This is a genomic window from Streptomyces sp. NPDC045998 (assembly GCF_056430285.1).
In genome coordinates this window covers 334,962-356,801 of the sequence record NZ_JBWKLJ010000004.1, presented here as the reverse complement: position 1 = coordinate 356,801, position 21,840 = coordinate 334,962, and the positions used below count along the sequence as shown (strand labels likewise).

General features: G+C 73.4%; 24 protein-coding genes. 13 read left to right on the top strand and 11 right to left on the bottom strand.

Annotation, left to right across the window (positions count from 1 at the left end; all coding sequences use genetic code 11):
• Nucleotides 1–150: 150 nt before the first annotated feature.
• The 4 genes from AC07FJ_RS14725 (at nt 151) to AC07FJ_RS14710 (ending at nt 2,293) form a co-directional block, all read left to right on the top strand.
• Nucleotides 151–573, top strand: a complete 423-nt coding sequence (locus AC07FJ_RS14725) for an SsgA family sporulation/cell division regulator (protein ID WP_479049009.1) — start codon at nt 151–153, stop codon at nt 571–573.
• A 31-nt stretch (nt 574–604) separates the two neighbouring features.
• Complete coding sequence (locus AC07FJ_RS14720; protein WP_479049008.1) at nt 605–1,024, top strand: fluoride efflux transporter FluC; 420 nt, start codon at nt 605–607, stop codon at nt 1,022–1,024.
• Nucleotides 1,025–1,070: 46 nt separating this feature from the next.
• Nucleotides 1,071–1,415 carry a fluoride efflux transporter CrcB gene (gene crcB, locus AC07FJ_RS14715; protein ID WP_479049007.1) on the top strand — a complete coding sequence of 115 codons (345 nt, stop codon included), beginning with the start codon at nt 1,071–1,073 and terminating at the stop codon, nt 1,413–1,415.
• Nucleotides 1,416–1,507: 92 nt separating this feature from the next.
• Nucleotides 1,508–2,293 (top strand): (2Fe-2S)-binding protein, encoded by a 786-nt coding sequence (locus tag AC07FJ_RS14710; RefSeq protein ID WP_479049005.1) that lies wholly within the window; start codon nt 1,508–1,510, stop codon nt 2,291–2,293.
• A gap of 3 nt (nt 2,294–2,296) precedes the next feature.
• Here the strand turns inward: AC07FJ_RS14710 and AC07FJ_RS14705 are convergent, their stop codons facing one another.
• The 4 genes from AC07FJ_RS14705 to AC07FJ_RS14690 all read right to left on the bottom strand — a co-directional run bounded on the left by AC07FJ_RS14705 (nt 2,297) and on the right by AC07FJ_RS14690 (nt 5,261).
• Nucleotides 2,297–2,908 (bottom strand): hypothetical protein, encoded by a 612-nt coding sequence (locus AC07FJ_RS14705; protein ID WP_479049502.1) that lies wholly within the window; start codon nt 2,906–2,908, stop codon nt 2,297–2,299.
• Nucleotides 2,909–2,913: 5 nt separating this feature from the next.
• Nucleotides 2,914–4,143, bottom strand: a complete 1,230-nt coding sequence (locus AC07FJ_RS14700; RefSeq protein WP_479049003.1) for an MAB_1171c family putative transporter — start codon at nt 4,141–4,143, stop codon at nt 2,914–2,916.
• Between the two features lie 38 nt (nt 4,144–4,181).
• Nucleotides 4,182–4,742, bottom strand: a complete 561-nt coding sequence (locus AC07FJ_RS14695; RefSeq protein ID WP_479049001.1) for a toxin — start codon at nt 4,740–4,742, stop codon at nt 4,182–4,184.
• Nucleotides 4,743–4,817: 75 nt separating this feature from the next.
• Nucleotides 4,818–5,261: a hypothetical protein gene (locus AC07FJ_RS14690; protein ID WP_479048998.1), complete on the bottom strand. Its 444-nt coding sequence runs from the start codon at nt 5,259–5,261 to the stop codon at nt 4,818–4,820.
• Nucleotides 5,262–5,708: 447 nt separating this feature from the next.
• Between AC07FJ_RS14690 and AC07FJ_RS14685 the strand changes: the two genes are divergently transcribed.
• Nucleotides 5,709–6,518 (top strand): VOC family protein, encoded by an 810-nt coding sequence (locus tag AC07FJ_RS14685; RefSeq protein ID WP_479048995.1) that lies wholly within the window; start codon nt 5,709–5,711, stop codon nt 6,516–6,518.
• Nucleotides 6,519–6,567: 49 nt separating this feature from the next.
• Here the strand turns inward: AC07FJ_RS14685 and AC07FJ_RS14680 are convergent, their stop codons facing one another.
• Nucleotides 6,568–7,809 (bottom strand): serine/threonine-protein kinase, encoded by a 1,242-nt coding sequence (locus tag AC07FJ_RS14680; RefSeq protein WP_479048992.1) that lies wholly within the window; start codon nt 7,807–7,809, stop codon nt 6,568–6,570.
• 198 nt (nt 7,810–8,007) lie between these two features.
• On the opposite strand from AC07FJ_RS14680, the gene AC07FJ_RS14675 reads away from it, so the two are divergent.
• From AC07FJ_RS14675 to AC07FJ_RS14655, 5 genes are all read left to right on the top strand, one after another.
• Entirely contained in the window at nt 8,008–9,936 is a 1,929-nt protein-coding gene (locus AC07FJ_RS14675; protein WP_479048990.1) for a hypothetical protein, read from the top strand.
• A gap of 19 nt (nt 9,937–9,955) precedes the next feature.
• A complete protein-coding gene (locus tag AC07FJ_RS14670; RefSeq protein ID WP_468286474.1) occupies nt 9,956–10,729 on the top strand; it encodes a bestrophin-like domain in 774 nt (257 codons plus the stop codon).
• A gap of 31 nt (nt 10,730–10,760) precedes the next feature.
• Complete coding sequence (locus tag AC07FJ_RS14665) at nt 10,761–11,264, top strand: flavoprotein (RefSeq protein ID WP_479048988.1); 504 nt, start codon at nt 10,761–10,763, stop codon at nt 11,262–11,264.
• Nucleotides 11,265–11,340: 76 nt separating this feature from the next.
• The gene (locus AC07FJ_RS14660; RefSeq protein WP_479048986.1) at nt 11,341–13,437 is read left to right on the top strand and encodes a SpoIIE family protein phosphatase; all 2,097 of its coding nucleotides are present in this window, start codon (nt 11,341–11,343) and stop codon (nt 13,435–13,437) included.
• 66 nt (nt 13,438–13,503) lie between these two features.
• Complete coding sequence (locus AC07FJ_RS14655) at nt 13,504–14,127, top strand: DUF1326 domain-containing protein (RefSeq protein ID WP_479048983.1); 624 nt, start codon at nt 13,504–13,506, stop codon at nt 14,125–14,127.
• A 77-nt stretch (nt 14,128–14,204) separates the two neighbouring features.
• Here the strand turns inward: AC07FJ_RS14655 and AC07FJ_RS14650 are convergent, their stop codons facing one another.
• From AC07FJ_RS14650 to AC07FJ_RS14635, 4 genes are all read right to left on the bottom strand, one after another.
• Nucleotides 14,205–16,160: a protein-arginine deiminase domain-containing protein gene (locus AC07FJ_RS14650; protein ID WP_479048981.1), complete on the bottom strand. Its 1,956-nt coding sequence runs from the start codon at nt 16,158–16,160 to the stop codon at nt 14,205–14,207.
• A 158-nt stretch (nt 16,161–16,318) separates the two neighbouring features.
• Complete coding sequence (locus tag AC07FJ_RS14645; protein WP_479048979.1) at nt 16,319–16,969, bottom strand: NADPH-dependent F420 reductase; 651 nt, start codon at nt 16,967–16,969, stop codon at nt 16,319–16,321.
• 70 nt (nt 16,970–17,039) lie between these two features.
• Nucleotides 17,040–17,825 carry a DUF72 domain-containing protein gene (locus AC07FJ_RS14640; protein WP_479048977.1) on the bottom strand — a complete coding sequence of 262 codons (786 nt, stop codon included), beginning with the start codon at nt 17,823–17,825 and terminating at the stop codon, nt 17,040–17,042.
• A gap of 41 nt (nt 17,826–17,866) precedes the next feature.
• Nucleotides 17,867–18,292, bottom strand: a complete 426-nt coding sequence (locus AC07FJ_RS14635) for an ATP-binding protein (RefSeq protein ID WP_479048974.1) — start codon at nt 18,290–18,292, stop codon at nt 17,867–17,869.
• A gap of 160 nt (nt 18,293–18,452) precedes the next feature.
• Between AC07FJ_RS14635 and AC07FJ_RS14630 the strand changes: the two genes are divergently transcribed.
• From AC07FJ_RS14630 to AC07FJ_RS14620, 3 genes are all read left to right on the top strand, one after another.
• Nucleotides 18,453–19,304: a helix-turn-helix domain-containing protein gene (locus tag AC07FJ_RS14630; protein WP_479048973.1), complete on the top strand. Its 852-nt coding sequence runs from the start codon at nt 18,453–18,455 to the stop codon at nt 19,302–19,304.
• Between the two features lie 11 nt (nt 19,305–19,315).
• Nucleotides 19,316–19,678, top strand: a complete 363-nt coding sequence (locus AC07FJ_RS14625; RefSeq protein WP_479048971.1) for a DUF397 domain-containing protein — start codon at nt 19,316–19,318, stop codon at nt 19,676–19,678.
• Nucleotides 19,679–19,757: 79 nt separating this feature from the next.
• Nucleotides 19,758–20,333: an N-acetyltransferase family protein gene (locus tag AC07FJ_RS14620; protein WP_479048969.1), complete on the top strand. Its 576-nt coding sequence runs from the start codon at nt 19,758–19,760 to the stop codon at nt 20,331–20,333.
• Between the two features lie 46 nt (nt 20,334–20,379).
• On the opposite strand, the gene AC07FJ_RS14615 is transcribed toward AC07FJ_RS14620, so the two are convergent.
• Nucleotides 20,380–21,066 (bottom strand): DUF4232 domain-containing protein, encoded by a 687-nt coding sequence (locus AC07FJ_RS14615; RefSeq protein WP_479048967.1) that lies wholly within the window; start codon nt 21,064–21,066, stop codon nt 20,380–20,382.
• A gap of 173 nt (nt 21,067–21,239) precedes the next feature.
• Nucleotides 21,240–21,806 (bottom strand): DinB family protein, encoded by a 567-nt coding sequence (locus AC07FJ_RS14610; protein ID WP_479048965.1) that lies wholly within the window; start codon nt 21,804–21,806, stop codon nt 21,240–21,242.
• Nucleotides 21,807–21,840: the final 34 nt, after the last annotated feature.

Here is a 21,840-nt window from a genome sequence, read left to right as displayed (position 1 = left end):
CCGCAGGGCGAGTGCGCCGTACGGACGACAGCGTGCCCCGGCCGCATCAATCGCCGCTGGGCGGGCACTGGGAAAGCTCGGGCACCGAACCGGTCGGCACCGAACCGGCCGGCACCGAACCGACCGGACGAGCTCTCCCGGAGGGACGACATGCAAGCGGACGCGGTCCTGCGCGACAAGGTCTTCATGCGGCTGCTCCCGCAGACGGGCCAGGAGATCCCCGTACTGGCGCACATGGCGTACGACCCCCAGGACCCGTACGCCGTCACCGTCAACTTCACGCACGGCGGCTGGACCTACGCCGAGTGGCGGCTGGACCGCGACATGCTGCGCGACGCACTGAAGGGCGTGACGGGCGGCGCGGTCGGTGAGGGGGACGTACGCGTGTGGCCGGAGGTGAACGGCACGCGCGAGGAGCTGTGCATCGAGCTGATGCACAGCGCGGTCTTCACGGCGTGGGCGCCGTCGATGCGGGGCTTCCTGGACCGGACGTACGCGGCGGTGCCGGCGGGCGAGGAGCACGTGGAGCTGGACGCGTTCCTCGCGGAGGTCCTGCGGACCGGGAGCCGGTGAGTCCCTGAGACCGGCCTGACACCCTGGCCCCATGGGTGTCGTACGGAATGAGGAGCTCGTCGTCGTGGGAGCGGTGGCGGCCGGGGGCGCGCTGGGGGCCGCCGGCCGGTACGGGGTGTCGCTGGCCTGGCCGGCGGCGCCGGGCGGCTTCCCGTGGGCCACGCTGACGATCAACGGCGTGGGCTGCGCGCTCATCGGTGTCCTGTTGGTGGTGATCACGGAGGGCGGGGTCCCGGTGCACCGGCTGGTGCGGCCGTTCCTCGGCACGGGTGTGCTGGGCGGGTTCACGACGTTCTCGGCGTACGCCGTGGACATCGAGCGGCTGCTGCGGCGGGGCGACGCCGCGACCGCGCTGGCGTACCTGGTGGCGACGGTGCTGGTGGCGCTCGCCGGCGTCTGGGCGGCGGCCCGGCTGACGCGCCGGGCGCTGGTGCGGAGGGCGGTGCCGTGAGGGCGGGCGCCGGAGACAGGCGGGGCCGTCCGGTGGCGGTGACCGGGTGAACTGGCTCCTCGTGATCGTCGGCGGCGCGGTCGGCGCGCCGCTGCGGTACCTGACCGACCGGGCCGTGCAGGCCCGGCACGACTCGGTCTTCCCCTGGGGCACCTTCACGGTCAATGTGACCGGCTGCCTGCTCCTGGGCCTGCTGACCGGCGCCGCGTCCGAGGCTCAGCTGCTGCTGGGGACGGGGCTGTGCGGGGCGCTGACCACGTACTCGACGTTCTCGTACGAGACGCTCCGGCTGGCCGAGACGGGCGCGAAGCCGTACGCGGTCGTCAACGTGGCGGCGAGCGTGGCGGCGGGTCTGGCGGCGGTGTCCGCGGGGGCGGCGCTGGTGCGGTGAGTGCCACGGAGTGACTGTTCGGCGCGCGCACCGATGTGACGGCTGGTAATAATGAGGCAAGGCTTGCCTAACTCCGCCTCCCGAGGATGTGTATGCCCGCCACCGCCGTACTGCCGCAGCGCCCCGCCCTGGCGCCGGTCGCCGACGCGTACCGCCGGATGGCCGCCGCCTCGCCGTACCTGCGGATCGAGGTGGCCGAGCAGCCCGCCCCGAGCGGCGACTGGGTCCGCGCCCGGCGGCTCGCGGAGGACCCCGACGCCGTGGCGACGGTCGTCGCGGCCGAGGAGCGGCGCATCCACGAGACCTACGGCGTACGGCCGCGGCCCGACGTCGCGCCCACCTGGGTGCTGCACCGGTACGCCTTCACCGCCGCGCTCGCGATGAGCGGCCCCTGGTACCTGGAGCGCCGGGTGCCGCGCCTGACGGCCGACGGCGTGACGTACGGCTGGCGGACGCGGCGGCTCGTGGTGGCGCCCGGGACGGAGACCGTCGCCGCCGCGTCCGAGGCCGTCCTGGAGGCCGAGCTGCGCGACGCCGTGGCCGCGCACCTGGCCCCGGTCCTGGAGGCGTTCCGGCCGCTCGTACGGCGGGGCGAGCGCGGCATGTGGGCCCTGGTCACCGACGCGCTGGCGCAGGGCCTGTGGCACCTGGGGCGCGGGCTCGGCGACCCCTGGGCCGCCGCGCGCGCCGCCGACGCCCTGCTTCCGGGCGGCACGGCCCCGCTCCCGGGCGCGGCCGCCTTCCGCCCGGACCCGGCGCCGGAGGCGTGCGGCGAGCCGACGCGCACCCGCGTGAGCTGCTGCCTGCTCTACACGCTGCGGCCGGAGGACATCTGCGCGACCTGCCCCCGGCAACAGCGCAGGTCCTCAGCCGCGTAGAGCTCAGACGAGCAGGAACGCCGCCGCCGTCGCCGCGCCCAGACTCGCGCCCGCCACCGTCTGGGCGACCGTGTGGTACCGCAGCGCCACGCGGGACCAGCACACGGCGGCCGTCATGGCGTAGGCGAGGAGCCACCAGGGGGAGTGGACCGCGGAGAGCAGGGCCACGACCGCCGAGGCGACGGCGGAGTCGACGGAGATCTTCCAGACGGTGTTGACCGCCAGCAGGCCCACGGTCATCGCCCACAGCGCCAGCATCGCGACGAGGATGCCGGTCGGCGCGTGGCCGAGGGTCATGACCAGGGAGCCGGTGCCGATGGACCCGAGGATCACGAAGAAGATCGGCGCGCGCTTGGTCCGGTCGACGACGTGCCGGTCGCCCCAGGTGCCGCGCTTGCGTTCCCACTCGATGTACCCGGCGGGGACGAGGCCCGCGCACAGAGCGCCGAGGAGGCCCCACAGAAGACCGCTCCAGTGGCCGGCTGACGCGTAGCCGATGGCCGTCATGCCGACCAGCAGGACGTTGCGGGGCTGCAGGACGTCCGTGACGGTGCGGGCCACCCGCTTCGGCTCGGCGGGCTCGATGTCCTCGCCGGGTTCGGTCCGCTCGGTCATGCCGCTCATGCGCGCTCCTCCGCGAGCTCCGCGAGCCGGACCGCCCGCTCCCCGTCGACCGTTCGGTACGCCTCCGCGACGCAGACGAGCCACGCCACCTCGTCGTCCTGGTCGGTGGCGTGCTTCGCCTCGATGGCCGCGGCCCTCCCGGCGGGCGCGCCGGCCGCCTTGGCGGCGAGGGCCGCCTTGATCCAGTACGCGTCCGCCAGCGGCCCCGGCTCGCCGCCCGCCGCCTCGCGGGCCGCGTCGACCAGGCCGTCGGGGACGTAGTGCCGCAGCTTCTCGACCGCGTCCGCGATGTCGGCGGCCCAGCGGTCCACGCGCAGGTCGGCCGGGGTCCCGAACCGGGTCAGCTCGCGCGCGAGCGAGGCCGGCGGCTCGAAGGGCTGGTCGGGGAAGGCGACCATCAACTCCCGCCACAGCGGGTGCAGTTTCGCCTGCGCCCGCCACAGCTTCACGCGCCGCCAGCCCTTGCTGAACGCCGGGATGGACGCGCCGACCGCGAAGAAGGCGAACAGCACGACCTGCGCGAGTTCCGTCACCTTGTCGAAGGTCTGGGCGAAGGCGTGGCTCGGCTGCTCGACGACGCTGATCCACAGGAACAGCGTCCGGCTGACGGTGTATCCGACGCCGATGAACATGGCGGCCGTCATCATGCCGAGCCCGACCCGCAGGTGGCGCAGCGTGGCACCCGCGGTCGCCAGGGCCCACTGGTAGGCGCAGACGGCGGACGCCGCGCCCAGGTAGAGGTAGAAGACACTCATGTAGAGCGTGGCGCCCCACTGCCCGGCGTGGTCCGAGACGAAGCGGTCGGAGGGGACGGACCGGTCCACGACGGTGAAGAAGAGCACGGTCAGCAGGATCAGCGTGGCGACGGACGCCTTCGCCGCCACGTGCTGCACCATCCGCGCGAACCGCACGTGGCGCGGCACGGCGCCGCCCTCCGGGTAGTGGCCGTAGATGGCGACGATGTAGCTGAGGATGGCGAGGATCGCGATGGTCGCCGTGTAGTGCTTGATGAGGACGGCGAGGTCGACGACGGGGCTGTTGTTGAGCCCGATGCGTACGGCGTGGGTCTTGGTCCACAGGGCCGCGGCGAACCCGGCGTAGCACCCCCACAGGGCGCGGCGGCGCTTGTCCTCCTCGTCGCCCCACAGGGCGGCGGGCATGCGCCACAGCGCGACGGCGGTCATGAGGCCGGCTATGAGGTAGCCGGCGATGTCCAGGGCGGTCACGAGGGGTCCTTCACGACGAGTCCTTCACGACGGGTCCTTCACGACGGGTCCTTCTTGGTACGGCGGAAGAGACCGCGCCGCCGGTGGGCGACGGGCCGGGAGAGCGAGTTCGCGAGGCGCCCCACCATGTCGTCGCTCGTCACGTCCCGGGCCATCCGGGGGATGAGCGAGGCGCCGAACTCGGCCACCCGTTCGTCATGGGTGTCGTACTGCGCGCGCGCCTGCACGGTGGCGCCCGAGTGGAGGACGCGCGCGATCAGCGAGGTGTCGAAGACGGGGAGGAGGCGGCGCAGCTGCTCGGCGTCGAGGCTGGTGCCGTGGTCGAACCACTCGTGGCACAGCTCGTGCAGGATGACGTGCTGCGTCTGGTACGCGGTGGGGCGGCGGCGGTAGAGGACGAAGCTGGTGTTCCCGGAGGTGAGGCGCAGCCCGCAGGCGGCGTTGACGCGGGCCAGGCGGTCGGGGAGTTCGCGCAGCACGATGGTGCGGCCCCGGGCCGCCTCCATGTTGGCGACGAGCGCCTCGATGGTGAAGGGGGCGGGGATGGGCAGGTCCGCCAGACCGGCTTCGCACTCTTTGCGCAGTTTGCGCAGGGACATGGATGCTGCCTCTTACGTCCGTCCGACTGTCCACGCGCCGGGGTCACGCGTGCGTGTGACATGCGGTCGGCGAGTTTACCGGCCCTGCCCGTCGCCCCCGTCCTCCCTCTTCTTCGTCTCCTCCAGCAGGGAGAGCGCGAACTCCAGGAGCTCCGCCGGGATGCCGTCCTCGTCGTTGCCGCGCGCCGCCACGCCGCTGATCTCGCCGGTGCGGCGCTTGGCGAGGAACTGCAGTCCGGCGACGACGTCGTCCACGACCTCGGACTCGTCCTTGAAGAAGCGCCAGTCGACGCCGAAGCCGAGGCCGAGCGCCTTGAGGATGTCCTCGGAGGGGTGGGTGACCTTGCCGGCCAGGATGTTGGAGAAGTAACTGTGCGACAGGGAACCGCCGCGCTGTTTGACGAGGTCCGCGAAGAAGCGCCCCGAGATCTTCTGGCCGGGGAAGGTCTTCTCGACCATGTACTCGACCTTCTGCTGCAACGTCCGTAGCTCGGGCGTGCGTTCTTCGCCGTTGGTCATCCGGGTCCCCACGTTGCGCGATAGTCGAGTGCGGTCGACGGGCTCGTACTGTAACCGACCCGGAACGTCGGCGTCTTTGCACCAGCGACACAGCGGAGCTTCTCGCTTCCGCGTCAAATCCGGACTTGCGCAAGCACTCTACGTCACTGTTAACTCGAAAAAACACGGGCGGGGGGCCACGAGGGGAGTCCCTTGCCCGTGTGACAGCCGTGTGCACGCGGGGCCCGACGGAGTGTGCCCCGTACAAGGATGTAGCCCATCGCGACGGGGGATGCACGATGGGCTACATCCGCATTATGACACCTCGTCATGCGCGGAGGACAGGCGCCCCGGCGGAGAATTAGCGGCCGTTTACCTTCCGCCTCGGCGCGCGCGCCGACGGATGCCTCATTAGCGTGACAAAAGGGACCACGTTCGAGGTGTCGAGTCGGAGAGAGACGGAAGACCATGGCGGTACTACCTGAGGGAACCCCCTGCTGGGCGGACGCGATGTTCACCGACCTGGAGGGCGCGAAGAGCTTCTACGGTGACGTGCTGGGCTGGACCTTCGGCGAGGCGACGTCGGAGTACGGCAACTACACGGAGGCGTACGCGGACGGGAAGGCCGTCGCCGCCGTCGTACCGCCCATGCCGGGGCAGGAGGGCCAGGAGAGCCGGTCGGAGTGGTGCCTGTACTTCGCGTCGCCGGACGCCGAGGCCACCGCCCGCAAGATCCGCGACAGCGGCGGCGAGGTGGTCATGGGCCCGATGACCGTCGGCGACTTCGGCACGATGGTGCTGGCCCGCGACCCCGGCGGCGTCGTCTTCGGCGTCTGGCAGGCGGGCATCCACGAGGGCTTCGCCGCGCGGGGCGTGCGCGGCGCGTACTGCTGGGCCGAGGTCTTCACCCGCGACCCCCAGAAGGCCGACCCCTTCTTCGCCTCCGTCTTCCCGTACCGGGTCAAGCGGATGGAGGCGCCCGAGGACATCGACTTCGTCGTCTTCGACGTCGGCGACGACACCGTGCTCGGCCGGATGCGGATGACGAGCGACTTCCCGCCGGAGGTCCCGCCGTACATCAACGTGTACTTCGCCGTCGACGACTGCGACGCGGCGGTCGCGAAGGCGACCGCGCGCGGCGGGGTGCTGCGGTGGGGGCCGATGGACACGCCGTTCGGGCGGTTCGCGTCGCTGACCGACCCGCAGGGCGCGGCGTTCTCCGTCATCGACATGGAGCGGACCGAAGGCGAGATGCCGAGGATGACCGAGGTGTCCTGACGCCGAGGCGGCGGGGCTCAGTCCTCGGCGGCGGGCGTCCTGCGCTGGCTCAGTCCTCGGCGGCGCCGGCTTCCGGTGCGCCGGGCACCGTCGTCACCTGGCGCGGGGGCGTGTCGGCGGAGCTGCTGTCCGGCGAGAACAGCGCCATGCCGGCCAGGACGGCCGCGACGAACGCCACCGCGCCCGCGATGGCGCTCGCGACCCGGGGCCGCCGGCTGACGAACGCCCGCGCCTCACCGAGCCGCTGCGGGGCGGGCGCGGCCCGGCGCCCCCGCCCGCCGCCGGGGGCGGTCCGGGGCAGCGCGTACGTGGCCGGCGCCTGCGCCGGGGCCGGAGCCGGCATGGGGGCGGGCGCGGGCATGGGCGCGGGTCTCTGCGCCCGCCGGGGCGCCGGCGCGTGGGCCGGCCCCGGCCGGGCAGCGGACCCCGGCATGGAGGCCGGCATGGGAGCCGGCATCGGCGCGGGCATCGGTTCCGCGCGGACCTGCCAGGCACCCGAGCCGAACCAGTCCGCGACCTGCTGCGCCGACGGCCGGTCCTCCGGCTGCTTGGCGAGCATGCCCAGCAGGTACGCCTCGAAGGCGGGCGGTACGTCCGCGCCCAGCCCGCGCGGCGGCACCGGCGGGGTGTCGATGTGCTGGTACAGCGTGGCGGTCGCCGTGTCCGCCTGGAACGGCGGGCGGCCCGTCGCCAGCTGGTACAGCACGCAGCCCAGCGAGTAGACGTCGGACGCCGGGCCCGCCGGGCGCCCGAGCGCCCGCTCCGGAGCCAGGTAGAGGCTCGTGCCGACGATCTGCCCCGCCGTCGTGAGCGCGGCCGCCGGATCGTCGACGAACCGGGCGATGCCGAAGTCGCCGAGCTTGACCGTGCCGTCCACGTCGGACATAAGGTTGCCGGGCTTGATGTCCCGGTGGACGATGCCCTGCCGGTGCGCGACGGCCAGGCCCGCCGCAGTCTGCGCTGCGATGGCCGCCACGCGGGGAGCGCGCAGCCGGCCCTCGGCGGCGAGCTCCTGCGCGAGGCTGCGGCCCTCGACGTACTCCATCACCAGGTAGAAGCGGCCCTCCCACGCCCCGAAGTCGAAGACCGCGACCACGTGGGGGTGGCTGAGCCGGGCCGCCGTCTGGCCCTCCAGCCGGAAGCGCGCCGCCGCCTGCGAGTCGGCGTCGTCGCCGAGCATCAGCTTGACGGCCACCGGCCTGCCGAGCACCTCGTCCGTGGCCCGCCAGACCTCGCCCATTGCGCCACGGCCGATGGCTGACTCCAACCGGTACCGATCCGCCACCAGCACGTGCGCACCAACCTCTATCCCGATCAAACCCGATCGACCCTGGGAGCAGGGTACCGACCCGGGAGATGAGGGTCGGTCAGCAAGGTCGCCGCACAGGAGGGTTGCCGCTCGTCCATCGTGGTGCACCCGCCGCACGAACAGCGCAACCGGGAGTCGCCCGGCTTTCGGGGCTCCGGCATATTGACGAACGCTGATGCCGTGACGGACGCCGCCCGGCCCAGGCCCATGACGCGCGCCAGACCCCTGCTCTTCGCCGCCGGAGCCCTGCTCCTGGTGGCGCACGCGAGCGGGTGGCCCCTGGCGTCGCGGCCCCCGCGGGCTGCCGCGGACGGGGTGGGCAAACACGCCCTCGGGCTCTCGGTCACCGTCAACAAGCACCCGACGCCGGAGGCGGAGCGCATCGGCATCCGGGTCGGCCACGTCGTGGTCAAGCGGTACCGGGTGACCAATCGCTCCGGTGCCGACCTGCACCGGGTGACCGTCCACGACCCGGCCGTACCGGCGGGCGCGGTGCGCTGCCCGGGCGGGCAGGGCTTCTGGATGCGCGGGCTGACGTCCGTCACCTGCGTCTCGCGGGTGCCGGCCCTGCCGGGCCACCACGCCGCCACCGTGCGCGCCCGCGCGCAGGTGCCGTCGGTGGGGATGCGCGTCGAGGCGTCCGCCAGGGCCGCGTACCAGGGCGTGGGCGGGGCGCTGACGCTCGCCGTGGGCGTCGCGGTACGGGACACGGGGGCGGGGGCGGCCGGCGCGGTGGTGCGGTACACCGTCACCAACCCCGGAAACCGCACCGTGTACGGCGCCCGGCTCACCGACGCGGCGCTCGGCAACCCGCCGGTGAGCTGCGGGGGCCGCCCCGCGGTGCCGCAGGCGCTGCCGCCGGGGGGCGTCGTGGTGTGCGTGGCGCGTCTGGAGGGGCTGCGGCCCGGTACGTACCGGAGCGCGCCCGAGGTGCGGGGCAGCGACCGGCTGTTCACGCTGGGCCCGACGTGCGAGCGGCCCGTGCCGCCGCCGACGCTGGTGGCCCGCGCGATGGCGCCGTTCGCGGTACGGGCCCCCCGGCCCCGCCCGGTCCCGCCCCCGCCGGGACCCCCGGGCCCACCGGCTCCACCGGGGCCGCCAGGGCCGCCGGGGCCTGCTCCGGGGCCGCCTGGGGTGCCGGGTGTTCCGGGCGTTCCGGGCGTTCCGGGTGTTCCCGGCGTGCCGGGGGCGCCGCTGCCCCCTGGTGTGGTGCCGGTGCCAGGGGCGGTGGTGCCGCCGTTGCCGCCGGTATTGCTGCCGCCGGGGATCGCGGCGCCAGCGCCGGTGCCGGGTGTGGCGGGCGTGCCTGGTGTGCTCGGTGCGGCGGGTGCTGCGGGTGCTGCGGTCGTTCCGGCTGTTCCGGCCGTTCCGGGGGTCGTAGGTGTTGGGGCCGGGGCCGCCCCAGGCGTGGTGGCGGCCACCGGTACGGGGGTCGCCACCCTCGCCGGTGCGACGGGCGCCGCTGCCGGTGCCGCCGCGGCCGCGGGCGCGGGCTTGGGAGCGGCCGCCCTCGCGGAGGCGGCCGCGGCTGCGGGCGCCGCGCCTGCCGGTGCTGCGGCTGCCGGTGCCGCGGGGGCGGCCGCCGCGGTGCCGGGAGCCCCCGCCGCACCTGGGGCGGCGGCGGTACCCCCTGGGACGGTGGCGGTCCCGCCGGGGGCAGCAGCAGCTGTACCGCCGGGGGCGGCGGCGGCTGTACCGCCGGGAGCGGCGGCAGCCGTACCACCAGGCGCGGCAGCGGCGGTCCCGCCGGGCGCGGCTGTACCGCCCGGAGCCGCCGTACCTCCCGGAGCGGCCGTACCGCCAGGAACAGCGGTCCCGCCAGGCGTCACCCAGCAACAACAGCAGCAACAGCAACAACAACAGGACCAGCAGCAACAACAGGATCAGCAGCAACAGCAGGACCAGCAGCAACAACAGCAGCAGGACCAACAGCGACAAGACCAGCAACAGCCCCCCGGGCAGCGGACGCAGCCGGACACCGATCGGGGGCTCATCGCCCGCGCCGGGGCGTTGCTGGCCGAGGACGAGGGGACGGGCCTCGCCGTGTTCCTGTTCCTGCTCTTCCTGCCCGTGGCGATCGTCGCCGTGATGGCGGGCCGACGCCTGTGAGAGCGAGCGAGGAAGCCCTATGAACCATGTGGTGAGCACGCTGGCGATCGGCCTCTTCGGCGCGCTCCTCGCCGCCGGCGGGGTCGTCCTCTGGCGTCACTACCGGCCGGTCGAGGACTGCGAAGCCGACGGCGGGGACGTCGTCGAGTACCTCTCCATGATGATCGCGCTCCTCTACGCGCTGCTGCTCGGCCTCGCCCTCGTCTCCGTGTGGGAACTGCGGGGCGACGCCGGTTCGAACACGTCCACCGAGGCGGGCGCGCTGCACCAGATGACGGTCCTCGCGGACGGCATGCCCCCGGCGCAGCAGAAGCGCATCGAGATCATGGCCGAGCGGTACGCCGTCCATGTGGTCCAGCAGGAGTGGCCGCTGCTGGAGGCGCAGCAGCCGCTGGGTGAGCAGGGCTGGGTGCTGCTGCAGCAGCTGCGCGCGGTGTCGGAGGCGCCGCCCGACGCGACGCCGGCGCAGGAGGTGACGGCCCTGGAGATGCTCGGGCAGCTCAGCGTGCTGGACGAGGCGCGGCGGGGCCGGGAGTCGGCCGCGGGCGACTCGCTGTCGCCGCTGCTGTGGGCGGGGCTGGCGGTCGGGGCGGTCCTCTCCTTCTGCATCGTGTTCTTCTACGGCGTGGGCCGTACCTGGAGCCACTTGGTGATGCTGATGGGCATGGTCGGGCTGACGGTCTTCCTCGCCGTGCTCATCCACCACCTCGCGACGCCGTTCGGGGAGGTGATGGGGGTGGCGCCGGACCCGTTCACGGAGTACTTCCCCCGGGCGGCCACGGCGGGTGCCTGACCGCCGCGCGGCACCCGGCACACTGACCCGCATGCGCGAGAAGCCCTTCCTCTACGTCGTCGTCTGCGCCGCCGGTATCGCCGGGGACGTCCGCAGGCTGATAGCCGCCGCCCAGCAGAGCGGCTGGGACGTCGGCGTCATCGCCACCCCGCACGCCGTGCCCTTCCTCGACGTACCGTCCGTGGAGGCGCAGACGGGTTACCCGATCCGGTCCGCCTGGCGCCGCCCCGGAGACCCGCGGCCGCTGCCGCCCGCCGATGCCATGGCCGTCGCCCCGGCCACGTTCAACACGATCAACAAGTGGGCGGCGGGCATCGCCGACACACTCGCGCTCGGGACCCTCTGCGAGGCGTACGGCGCGGGCGTGCCCACCGCCGTCGTGCCGTGCGTGAGCGCCGAGCTGACCGCCCACCCGGCGTACCGGCAGAGCCTGGAACGGCTGCGCGGGATGGGCGTACGGATCGGGGACGGCAGCGCCGCCGCCGGGGGCTTCCGGTGGGAGGAGGCCCTGGAGCTCCTCGCGCGAACGGCCTGACCCGGGCTCCCGCGCGCCCGCCGGGCGGCGGCGCACCGGCTGCGGGCGCCGCCGTTGTGGAGGGACGATGGGAGGCATGGGCGGTGCGGATGGGCTGCGGGCCGAGCGGGAAGCGGTCGACGGCGCGGAGGTGGGGCCTTCGCCGGTCGGCGGCCTGCTCGACGTGCTCGGCGTGGCGGCGATCGTCATCGACGCGGACGGGCGCATCGTCCTGTGGTCGCCGCAGGCGGAGGAGCTGGTCGGCTACAGCGCGCACGAGGCGCTGGGCAAGTACGCGGCCCGGCTGCTGGTCGCCGAGGAGCACTTCGAGCTGGTGCTGCGCCTCTTCGAGCAGGTGATGACCACCGGCCAGAGCTGGGCGGGCGTCTTCCCCGTACGGCGGAAGGACGGCACCACGCGGCGGCTGGAGTTCCGCAACATGCGGCTCCTGGACGACCTCGGGGACTTCTACGCCCTCGGACTCGCCACCGACCGGGAGAAGCTGCGCCAGGTGGAGCGGGACCTGGCGCTCTCGGTGCGGCTGGTGGACCAGTCGCCGATCGGGCTCGCGGTCCTCGGCCCCGACCTGCGGTACGTGGCGGTCAACGCCGCGCTGGAGCGGATCGACGGCCTGGATGGCGAGGAGCACCTGGGCCGGACGGTCGGCGAGGTGCTGCCGTACCTCGACGCCGACCGCACCGAGGCGGCGATGCGGCGCGTCCTGGAGACCGGCGTACCGCTGCTGGACCGGCAGGTGGTGGGGCGGGCGCCGGCCGACCCGGACCACGACCACGCCTGGTCGGTGTCGATGTACCGGCTGGAGGACGTGGCCGGGCGGGCCATCGGGCTGGCGATCTCCGTCGTCGACGTGACGGACCGGTACCGGGCCACCGCCGAGGCGGAGCGGGCGCGGGACCGGCTGGCCGTGGTCGCGGACGCGTCCGTACGGATCGGCACCACGCTCGATCTGGAGCAGACCGCGCGCGAGCTGGCGGACGTCGCCGTGCCGGAGCTCGCGGACATCGCCGCCGTCGACGTCCTCGACACGGTGCTGGAGGGCCGCCCGAGCCGGATGACGGCCCTGTCCGACGAGGAGGGCCCGGCGGTCTTCCGGGCGCTGGCGGTCTCGGCGGCGTACCCGACGCCCGCCGTGGAGGCGGCCGACCCGCCGGGCGAGCTGGCCCGCTACGGCGCCGACCGGCTCGTCACCCGCTGCGTCCGCACCGCCCGCCCGGTCCGCGAGGCGCACCTCGACGAGCGGACGCTGTCCTGCGTGGCCCGCGACCGGCGGGCCGCGGACCTGCTGGCCGAGGCGGGCGTCCACTCGTACCTGGCGGTGCCGCTGATCGCACGCGGCGAGGTGCTGGGCGCGCTCGACCTGAAACGGGCCCGCAACCCGGAGCCGTTCAGCGAGGACGACACGCTGCTCGCGTGCGAGCTGGCCGCCCGCGCGGCGGTCTGCATCGACAACGCCCGCCTGTACCGGCAGCAGCGGGAGACCGCGCTGACGCTCCAGCGCAGCATGCTGCCGGAGACGCCCCGCGACCTCGTCGGCCTGGACGTCGCCTCCCGCTACCAGCCGGCCGGGGCGCGCAGCGAGGTCGGCGGCGACTGGTTCGACATCATCCCGCTCTCCGACGAGCGGACGGCCCTGGTGGTGGGCGACGTGATGGGCAGCGGCATCAACGCCGCGACCAGCATGGGCCGGCTGCGCACGGCGACGCAGACGCTGGCGCGCCTGGACCTGGAGCCGGCCGAGGTGCTGCGGCACCTGGACGAGATCACCGCCGGCATGGAGCCGTCCCTCGCGACCTGCGTGTACGCGGTGTACGACCCGCACCGGGCGGAGTGCCGCCTGTGCACGGCGGGCCACCTCCCGCCGGTGGTGGTGCGCGGCGGCCACACACCGGTGCTGGTGGACCTGCCCACCGCGCCCCCGCTGGGTGTCGGCGGCATCCCGTTCCGCGAGGTCACGGTGGACCTGGAGCCCGGCGACCGGCTGGTCCTCTACACCGACGGCCTGATCGAGACGCGGGAGCACGACATCGACGTACGCCTGGACGCCCTGCTGGCGCTGCTGCGCACCCTGGGGGACCGGTCGCTGGAGGAGTCCTGCGACCGCCTGCTGCGGGAGCTGCGGCACCCGGGGGACCACGACGACGTGGCGCTGCTCATGGCGTGCCCCTCCGGATGACGCCCCCCGGTGCGGTGCGCGGCCGGACTAGCCTGGAAGCAGAAAGCCCAGCCACCGGGAGCAGTCATGACCTGGAGTATTTCGGGCAACTATCTGGCTGGTTGCTCGTGCGCGATGGTGTGCGGGTGTCCCGTCGACGCGACGCCGCGCGACCCGGAAGGGCGTGAGCGCTGCGTCGGCTGCGCCGTCTTCCACGTGGCCGACGGCCGCCTGGACGACGTGGACCTGTCCGGGGTGGACTTCGCCTTCTACAACGAGTTCCCCTCCCACCTGACCGCCGGCGACTGGAAGGTCGGCGTGGTGGTCGACTCGGGTGCGAGCGACGCGCAGGCCGATGCGCTCGACCGCATCCTGTCCGGCCGGGAAGGGGGCGCCTTCGGCGAGCTCGCGCAGTTCTACGGCGAGTACCTCGGCGTGGAACGGGCGGCCGTCTCCCTGTCGGACGGGGACACGCCCCGGCTGGAGGTCGAGGGCAGGACCCGCATCGCATTCGAACCGCTCAGGGGGCCCGACGGGACGCCCACGACGATGAAGAACGCGATGTTCGGATTCGCCCCCGAGTTCACCCTGGGCCGCACCACCGGCGAGTCGGACGCCTTCGGGCTGTCCTTCCAGGCGTCGTACGGCGAGACGTCCGACTACGCCTTCGCCGGCGAGCAGCCCGAGGGCGCGCCCACCGGCCGCGCCTAGCCGTAGCCGTAGCCGGATCCACTGGAGGAACACGGGAGGAGGCCGTCGGGCCTCCCCCCGCGTTCACGCCCGCACGGCTACGGCTTCCACCACGCCCCGGAGGCGTCGCGCAGCGTGTTGGTGCCGCAGTGCACCTCGCCCATGCCGAGGTGGTAGGTGTCCCAGTCGTTGATGTACGACACCTTCAGCCCGGCGCGGGTGTACGCGTCGGTGACGGCGGCCGTGAAGACGTCCTTGCCGCCGATGACCGGGCCCCACTGCTTCGGGGCCAGGTACCGGTCACGCCCGAGCAGGACGCCGTTGACGGCGCCGGGGACGTACGCGCTGGTCATGACGGTCTCGGGGCCGGCGGGGCCCGCGGCGCGCTCGCCTTCGCGGGGGATGCGCTTCTGCTGGCCGTACTCGTCGACCGCGTCGGGCACCTCGCCCGCGCCCAGGCGCTTCAGCCGCGGCACGCGCTCCCCGCGCTCGCCCTCCTCCGTCGCCTCCGCCTCCGTGCCGCGCGTGTAGAGCGCGGGGACGCGGACGACCTCGGCGTCGGTGACGCCGGTCTCGCGCTTGAGCGTCTCCAGGTTCGCCGCGATGCGCTGCGCGGCCATCGTGTTGTCGGCCACCAGCCACTTGGAGGCCAGCGCCTGCGCGATGGTCTCCTTCGGCGCGGGCAGGTCCGGGCTGTCCGGCACCGAGAACATCCGGGTCTTGCCGTGCCCGGCGTCCCGCGCGTCGCGCAGCAGCTTCAGCCCCGCCTCGGGGTCGGCGACGGCGATGGTCCAGCCGCGCGCGGTGCCCGGCGCCGGGAGGAACTGCACGAACTCGTCGACGTGCCCCACGTGCAGCCACGACGTGTCCAGCAGCAGCGGGTCCTGGAAGCCCTGCGACGCCAGCAGCGTGCGCATCGCGACGGCCGGCTTGGAGCCGGTGTCCTTGCGCTCGCCCATGATGATGCGCCCGGCCGGGAAGGAGCGCCCGCCGTGCGCGTACGGCGGGATGGTCTCCAGGTTGCCCATGGAGTTGAGGGTCCACTCCTCCTCGTCGCGGACCCCCGAGACCTGGACGACGCCGACGCCCCTGCCCCGCAGCTTCTCGAACAGCTCCCGCCCGGACTCGCGGTCCGGCTGGGCCGAGCGCAGCATCACGCGGATCACCTGGCGCCCCCCGCCGGGCGCGGTCATGCTGACGTATCCGGGCTCGACGAAGTCCTGGGCCCAGATGTCCTGGTACTTGTCGAAGGTGACGACGGGCGCGGCGATCCCCGCCCCCTTCGCCTCCTTCGCCAGCCCCGCCACGAAGGTCTGCTGGCTGCGCGCGAACGGGTCGTCGCCGGGGACCTTGGTGACCAGCATCTGCTGGGCGTTCTGGAGGTGGTGGTGGGTGAGCAGCGGCGCCACGCGCAGCGTGATGTCGTCCGAGGTGCTCTTCCCGCCGGCGGTGACGGTGAGGCGCAGGACGGCGCGGCCGCCCCAGCGGGTGGTGTCACGGATGACGTCGGTGGCCTCGACGCCGAACTCCACGCCGGCGCGCAGCTCGGAGGCGGTCAGCCGGGTCGTGGGCGTCACGCGCACCCAGGTGCCGGAGCGATTGACGAACACGCGGGTGTTCTTGGCGCCGTTGACGACGCCGAGGGTGCCGGTCGCGCCGTTCGGCACGTCCTTCATCGGCACGGACCGTACGCGCGCCAGGTCGGCGGCGTCGGCGGAACCGTTCACGACGGTGTCGGCGGCGTCGTTGCAGGCGGCGAGCCGGGCGTCGGACAGCGGCTTGCCGCCGGCCCCGCTGGTGGGGCAGCGCTTGGTGTCGTCGTCGATGTTCGGCAGGACGACCGCGCCCCGGGCGGCGCTCCAGGTGTCCTCCCCGGCGCTGTCGCTCACCCCGGCGACGTCCACCCGGCCGTCCCGGTTCACGTCCGCCCGCAGGTCGGCCTGGGGCGGAGCCGGCGCCGCGAACACGGGCGCGGCGAGGGCGACGGGCGCCAGGACGGCACCTATGACGGATATGGCGAGGCTCGCGCGTCTCGCGTGGCTCGTACGCACCATGCGTCCTTCCATGGGGGATGGCTTGTCGAGCCGGAAGAGTCCGCACGGGGCCGGTGCGTTGCCTGAGATGGCCGGGTCTGGCCGGTTCCCGACCGGAGGATGACAGGGAATGATCGGGGATCCGCCTTGGGCATGACGACGCGTCCCGGCACGCTGGTCTAGGACTTCGCCGGCAGCACCACCCTCATGCCGAAGCCGTACGACTTCAGGGCGCCCGCGAGCGGGATGAACAGCATGCTGTAGTGCTCCTGGCCCCGGGCGGTGTCGATGCCGCCGAGGTCGAGCAGCGCCTCCGGGGGCCAGCCCAGGTCGTGCAGCAGCCCGGAGACCGTGTGCTTGGCGGCGGCGTCGTCGCCGGAGAGGAAGACGGTGCTCGGGCCCTCCAGCGAGCCGGGCGCGACCATGACCGTCGCGTCGACCGTGCACAGCGTCTTGACGACCCTGGCCCCCGGGAACGTCCGCTGGATCTCCTCGCCGAGGCTCTCCACCGGGTGGGAGAGGGTGTTGTCCTCCCGGAACCCGACCGCCACGTCGAGCACCACCTTCCCCGCGAGGGCCGGGGCCCCGATCGTCTCCAGCAGCGGTACGGACGCCGTGCCCGGCGTCGCGTTGACCACCACATCGGAGGCTGCGACGGCCCCGGCGGGGTCCATGACCGCGACCTCTCCGTTGACCGCGGTCGCCAGTTCCGCCCGCAGCTCCGCGTCGTCCGCCCGCCGCGAACCGAACACGACGTCGTGGCCCGCCGCCGCCCACGCGGCGGCAAGTGTCTTGCCTACATGGCCTGTTCCGAGGATTCCGATTCTCATGGCCCGACGTTATGGCGGGCCGGTGCGCCGGGGCGTCGGCCTGAAGACCGGTCCCGCCGGGCCATCGGCCCTACGCCGCAGGGCCCGCTGGCAGCGCCGGGGGCGTACGACTGACCGTGCGCCCCAGCGCGGCGGCCGCCCGCGCGAACTTCGCCGCGTCGATGACGGCCGCGCCGCCGGGGTCGTTGTTGAAGTACACGTACACGTCCTCCGCGTCCGTCCAGGCGTCCGCGATGCGCCGCGCCCACGAGGCGAGCGCCTGGCGCCCGTAACGCGGCGGCGGATCGGCGAGGCCGGCGTGGAAGCGTACGTACCCCCAGGGCGCCGTCCGCCACAGCGGCGTCACGGGCCTGGAGTAGCGGTCCGCCCAGCAGAGCGCGGCGCCGTACCGCTCCAGCACCGCCCGCAGCGCGCGCTCGTCCCGCCACCACGACGCGTGGCGCAGCTCGACGGCCACCCGTACGCCGGCGGGGAAGCGGCGCAGGCACGCGTCGAGCAGCTCCACGTCCGCCTGGAGGTTCGGCGGCAGCTGCACCAGCACGGGCCCCATCCGCTCCCCGAGCCCCGCCGCCCGCCCGAGGAGCCGCGCCACCGGCTCCTCGGGCTCCCGCAGCCGCTTGATGTGGGTGAGGTACCGGCTGGCCTTGACCGCCATGACGAACCCCTCCGGCGTCCGCTCCCGCCAGGAGGCGAAGACCTCGGTGCTGGGCAGCCGGTAGAAGGCGTTGTTGTTCTCGACGGTGGCGAAGTGGCGCGCGTACTCCTCCAGCCACAGCCGCTGCGGCAGCTTGGCGGGGTAGAGCACGCCGCGCCAGTCCTTGTACTGCCACCCCGAGGTTCCGACGAGCAGGGCCATGCCCCATCCCTGCCCGCCCGGGCCCGGTCCCTATCGGGTCCCTACCGCCCGCACTCCACCCAGAGCAGCTTCCCGGGCCTCCCGTGCAGCCCGCCCTGCAGCTCGTACGCCCCCCAGTTGTCGGCGCAGCTCTGCACGAGGTGCAGCCCGCGCCCGCGCTCGTCGTCCGTGCCGGGGCTGGGTACGACCCCTCTGAAGGGCGCCGGGATGTGCGGGTTCGCGTCCCACACGCTGAGCCTCAGCCGTACGGGCTCTTCGAGCGCGCGGAGGCGGAGGGTGTAGGGCTCGGCGGAGTACCGGTGCGCGTTGGTGACGAGCTCACTGGCGAGCAGCTCGGCGGTGTCGAGGAGCCCGGCCATGCCGTGGGCGGCGAGGACGGTACGGAGGGTGTGGCGGGCCACGCGCGGGGCGCGGGGATCGTGCGGGAGGTGGAGGGTGTAGGCCCAGGACGGCGATACGGTGGCCATGGAAGTCTCCGATCACGGAGGTGAGTTGGTTGGTGCCTGGTGGCTCCTGTGAGGAGGCTAGGGCCCGTGCAAGTTCTATTTGCATAGAGCGCACTAAGTACTTTGAACAACCGCTCGTGTGAGTGAGCGTACGAACTGGGATTCCGGGAGGGGGCGGTGCATGGCCCGCCGGTCCGCACCTACCGCACGGCGCACCCGTGTCGCCACCGAGCTGCGCAAACTACGCGAGCGCGCCGGGCTGACGGCCACCGAGGCGGCACGCCTGCTCGGCACCAGCCAAGGGCAACTCAGCAACGTGGAAACGGCCCGTTTCGGTGTCAGCGGCGACCGCATCCGCGCCATGGCGCAGGCGTACTCCTGTGGCGACCACGCCTTCGTCGAGGCTCTCGTGAGCATGAGCGAGGATCGGCGGAAGGGCTGGTGGGAGGAGTACCGCGACATCCTGCCCGCCGACCTCATCGACCTCGCCGAGCTGGAGCACCACGCACACGGGCTGCGCGGCGCGATCACGGCCCACGTACCAGGACTGCTCCAGACCATCGACCACGCCCGGGAGATCTTCCGCCAGGCCGTGCCCGAGATGCCGCCTCCGGAGATCGAACACCGCGTCTCTTTCCGGATCAAGCGCCAGGCAGTCCTGTACGGCCCGGCGCCCCGGCCGTATCAGGCGCTCGTCCATGAAGCCGCGCTACGCATCGAGGTCGGCGGACCGGCCGTCGCCCGTACCCAGTTGAAGCACCTGCTGGACATGAGCGAGCGCGACCACGTCACCATCCGGGTCGTCCCGTTCAAGGCCGGTGCGGTGCCTGGCTCCGGCCAGTCGATCTACTACGCGTACGGGCCGGTCCCGCAGCTGGACACCGTCCACCTCGACCAGTCGCACGGGCTTGCCTTTCTCGACGCCGAGGCCCAACTGGAGAAGTACCGGGCCCTGTTCGACCGCATCGAGGCGGTCGCCCTCTCGCCGGTCGACAGCCGCGACCTCATCCACAGCATCAGCCGCAGCCTGTGAAGGGAAAGCGCATGAACGCGACCGCCTGGCAGAAGTCGTCCTACTGCGCCCAGGGCGACTCGTGCGTCCACGTGACCGCGACAACGGACGGCCGCGTCAGAATCAGGGAAAGCGCGGACCCGAGCGGGTCCATACTCACGATCACGGAAGGCGACTTCCGCATGCTCCTCCGGGCCCTGAGGGCAGGGAGCGACTCCGTACCGGGGTTCGAGCTGTCGTACGGCCCGGGGGACGAGGTCCGCCTGCGCGTGGCGGGCGGCGGTGTGGTCGTGACGACGAGCCGGGCGCGGTGGGACGCGTTCGTGCGGGGCGCGGTAGCTGGGGAGTTCGACCACCTCGTGGAGGAGTGGAGCGCGAACGTCCGCGTGAGGTGAGGGCGCGGCGGCCGCCCCGAGACGGACGCGGGTCGGATATCCGGTGGCCGGTCCAGACACCGGTGGGCAAGATCGCGGCATGCATGTCTTCCCGCACCTGACGCAGCAGGGGACCCTCGTCATACAGCGCATGGACGGATCAGCCGCAGCGCGGGCCGAGGACGCGTTCCGGCTGATCTATGCCGAGGCGTTCGCCGAGTCCCCCTACAACGAGACCGAGGACGACGTCGCCGCCGCCTTCCGCCGCTTCCCCTCCCAGGCGGGCAGGCACGGCTTCCTCGCTGCCTTGGCCCGCACCGAGGACGGCGAGCCGGTCGGCATGGCGTACGGCTTCCCGCTCGCGCCCGACACCGGCTGGTGGGACGAACTGACCGAGCCCGTGACCGCCGACCTGCGACGGGAGGACGGGCGCCGGACCTTCGGGCTGATGGAGCTCGCCGTGCGCGTTCCGTGGCGCGGGCAGGGCGTCGCGGGGCGTCTGCACGAGACGCTGCTCGACGGCGTGGAGGCCGAGCGGGTACTGCTGAACGTCCATCCCGGAAGCGAGGCGGCGTCGGCTGCCTACCGGGCGTGGGGATACCGCAAGGTCGGCGAGGCGCGGCCGTGGGGGACGGGCGCGGACCTCCATGACGTGATGCTGCACGATCTGCGCTGAAAGCAGTGCCCTGCGCGGGCCGTGCGCCGGAACGCAGCGAGCCGGGTCAGTCCGAGAAGGGAACGGCATCAGCGGGGGACGTGTGCCAGTTGGTGACGATCGGCTGGTCGACGACGAACGAGCCGACGTTCAGGGACACCGGGTGCGGGTCGTCGTTGGAGACGGAGACGATGAGGCTGGTCAGCTCCTTGCCGCCATTCTCCTTGGTGGTCTTCGGGTTCACGCCGGCGTAGGCGGCGACCCCCTTGCGCAGCGTGATCCCCTGGCCCACGGACTGCTCCGCGGGCTTGGCGGCCGTTCCGTCCGATCCGAAGGCCACGACCGGAAGCGCGGCGGGCAGGACGCAGGTGATGCCGGGCTTGGCCGTCGCCTTGATCAGGAAGTAGCCGCCTGCCTGGGACTCGGAGGTCACGCTCCAGGAGATGTCGTTGGTGCCGCAGCTCTGCCCGTAGCCGCTCTTGTCCGCGGCCGTGTCGTCGCCGTCCGTACCGGAGTCGGCCGGTGAGCCGCTTCCCGCTGCCCCGCCGCCGGAAGGTGTCGAAGCGCGGGAGCCGCTGCCTCCGCCTGCCTTGTTCCCACCCTCGCCGCCGCTGGGCGCCGTCGGGCTTGCCTGGCCGGACGGCGTCGAGGTCCCCGACGCCGACGACGTGTCACCGCCCTCGCACGCTGTCATCAACAGGCCCGCGCTGAGTACGGCGGTGACGGCAAGAGTGGTGCGCAGACGACGGTTCATCACGGATGTCCCTTCCGGGGCGACAGCTGCGAGGGCGCCAGGTGCTCGGTAAGCGCGTTGACGAACGGGAAGACGTGCCACTCCCGATCGCCGGTTCATGCCGTCTCACGGCAAGGACGGTTCCGTCACGCGCCTGTGACACGGCTCCGCCGACCCCGGGCACGGCGCCCCGGTCACTGCCCCACCCTCCCGTCGACGCACTCGCGCAGCAGGTCCGCGTGCCCGCAGTGGCGGGCGTACTCCTCGATCCGGTGGACCATCAGCTCGCGGATGCTGATCCCGTCCCTCCCCACGCGCTCGCCCAGGTCCGGGTACCCGGCCAGGGCGGCGTCCGTCGCGGCCTGTTCGCGCTCCAGGTCGGCGTACGCGGCGTCGACCACGGCCTGGTCGGCGACGGCTCCGTCGAAGTCCGCGTCGCGGGCGCCGTACAGCTTCGGGAGCGGGTCGGCGTCGCTGATCCAGTCGCGCCAGTCGCGTTCCACCTCGGCGAGGTGCCGGACCAGGCCGAGCAGCGACATCGTCGACGGCGGGACCGACCGGCGGGCCAGCTGCTCGGGGGTGAGGCCCTCGCACTTCATCCGCAGGGTGAGGCGGTAGTTGGACAGGAAGTCCAGCAGCGTCGCGAGCTCGCCCTCCGGGGTGACCTCGTTCTCGCGGGGGTCGTCCCCAGGGTCGGCCCACATGTCGGGGTAGACGGTCGCCTGGGTCCAGCGTGCGGGTCGGTCGCTCATACGTCGCATGGTCGTCTGCGAGGGCGCCCCCGCGCCACCGGGT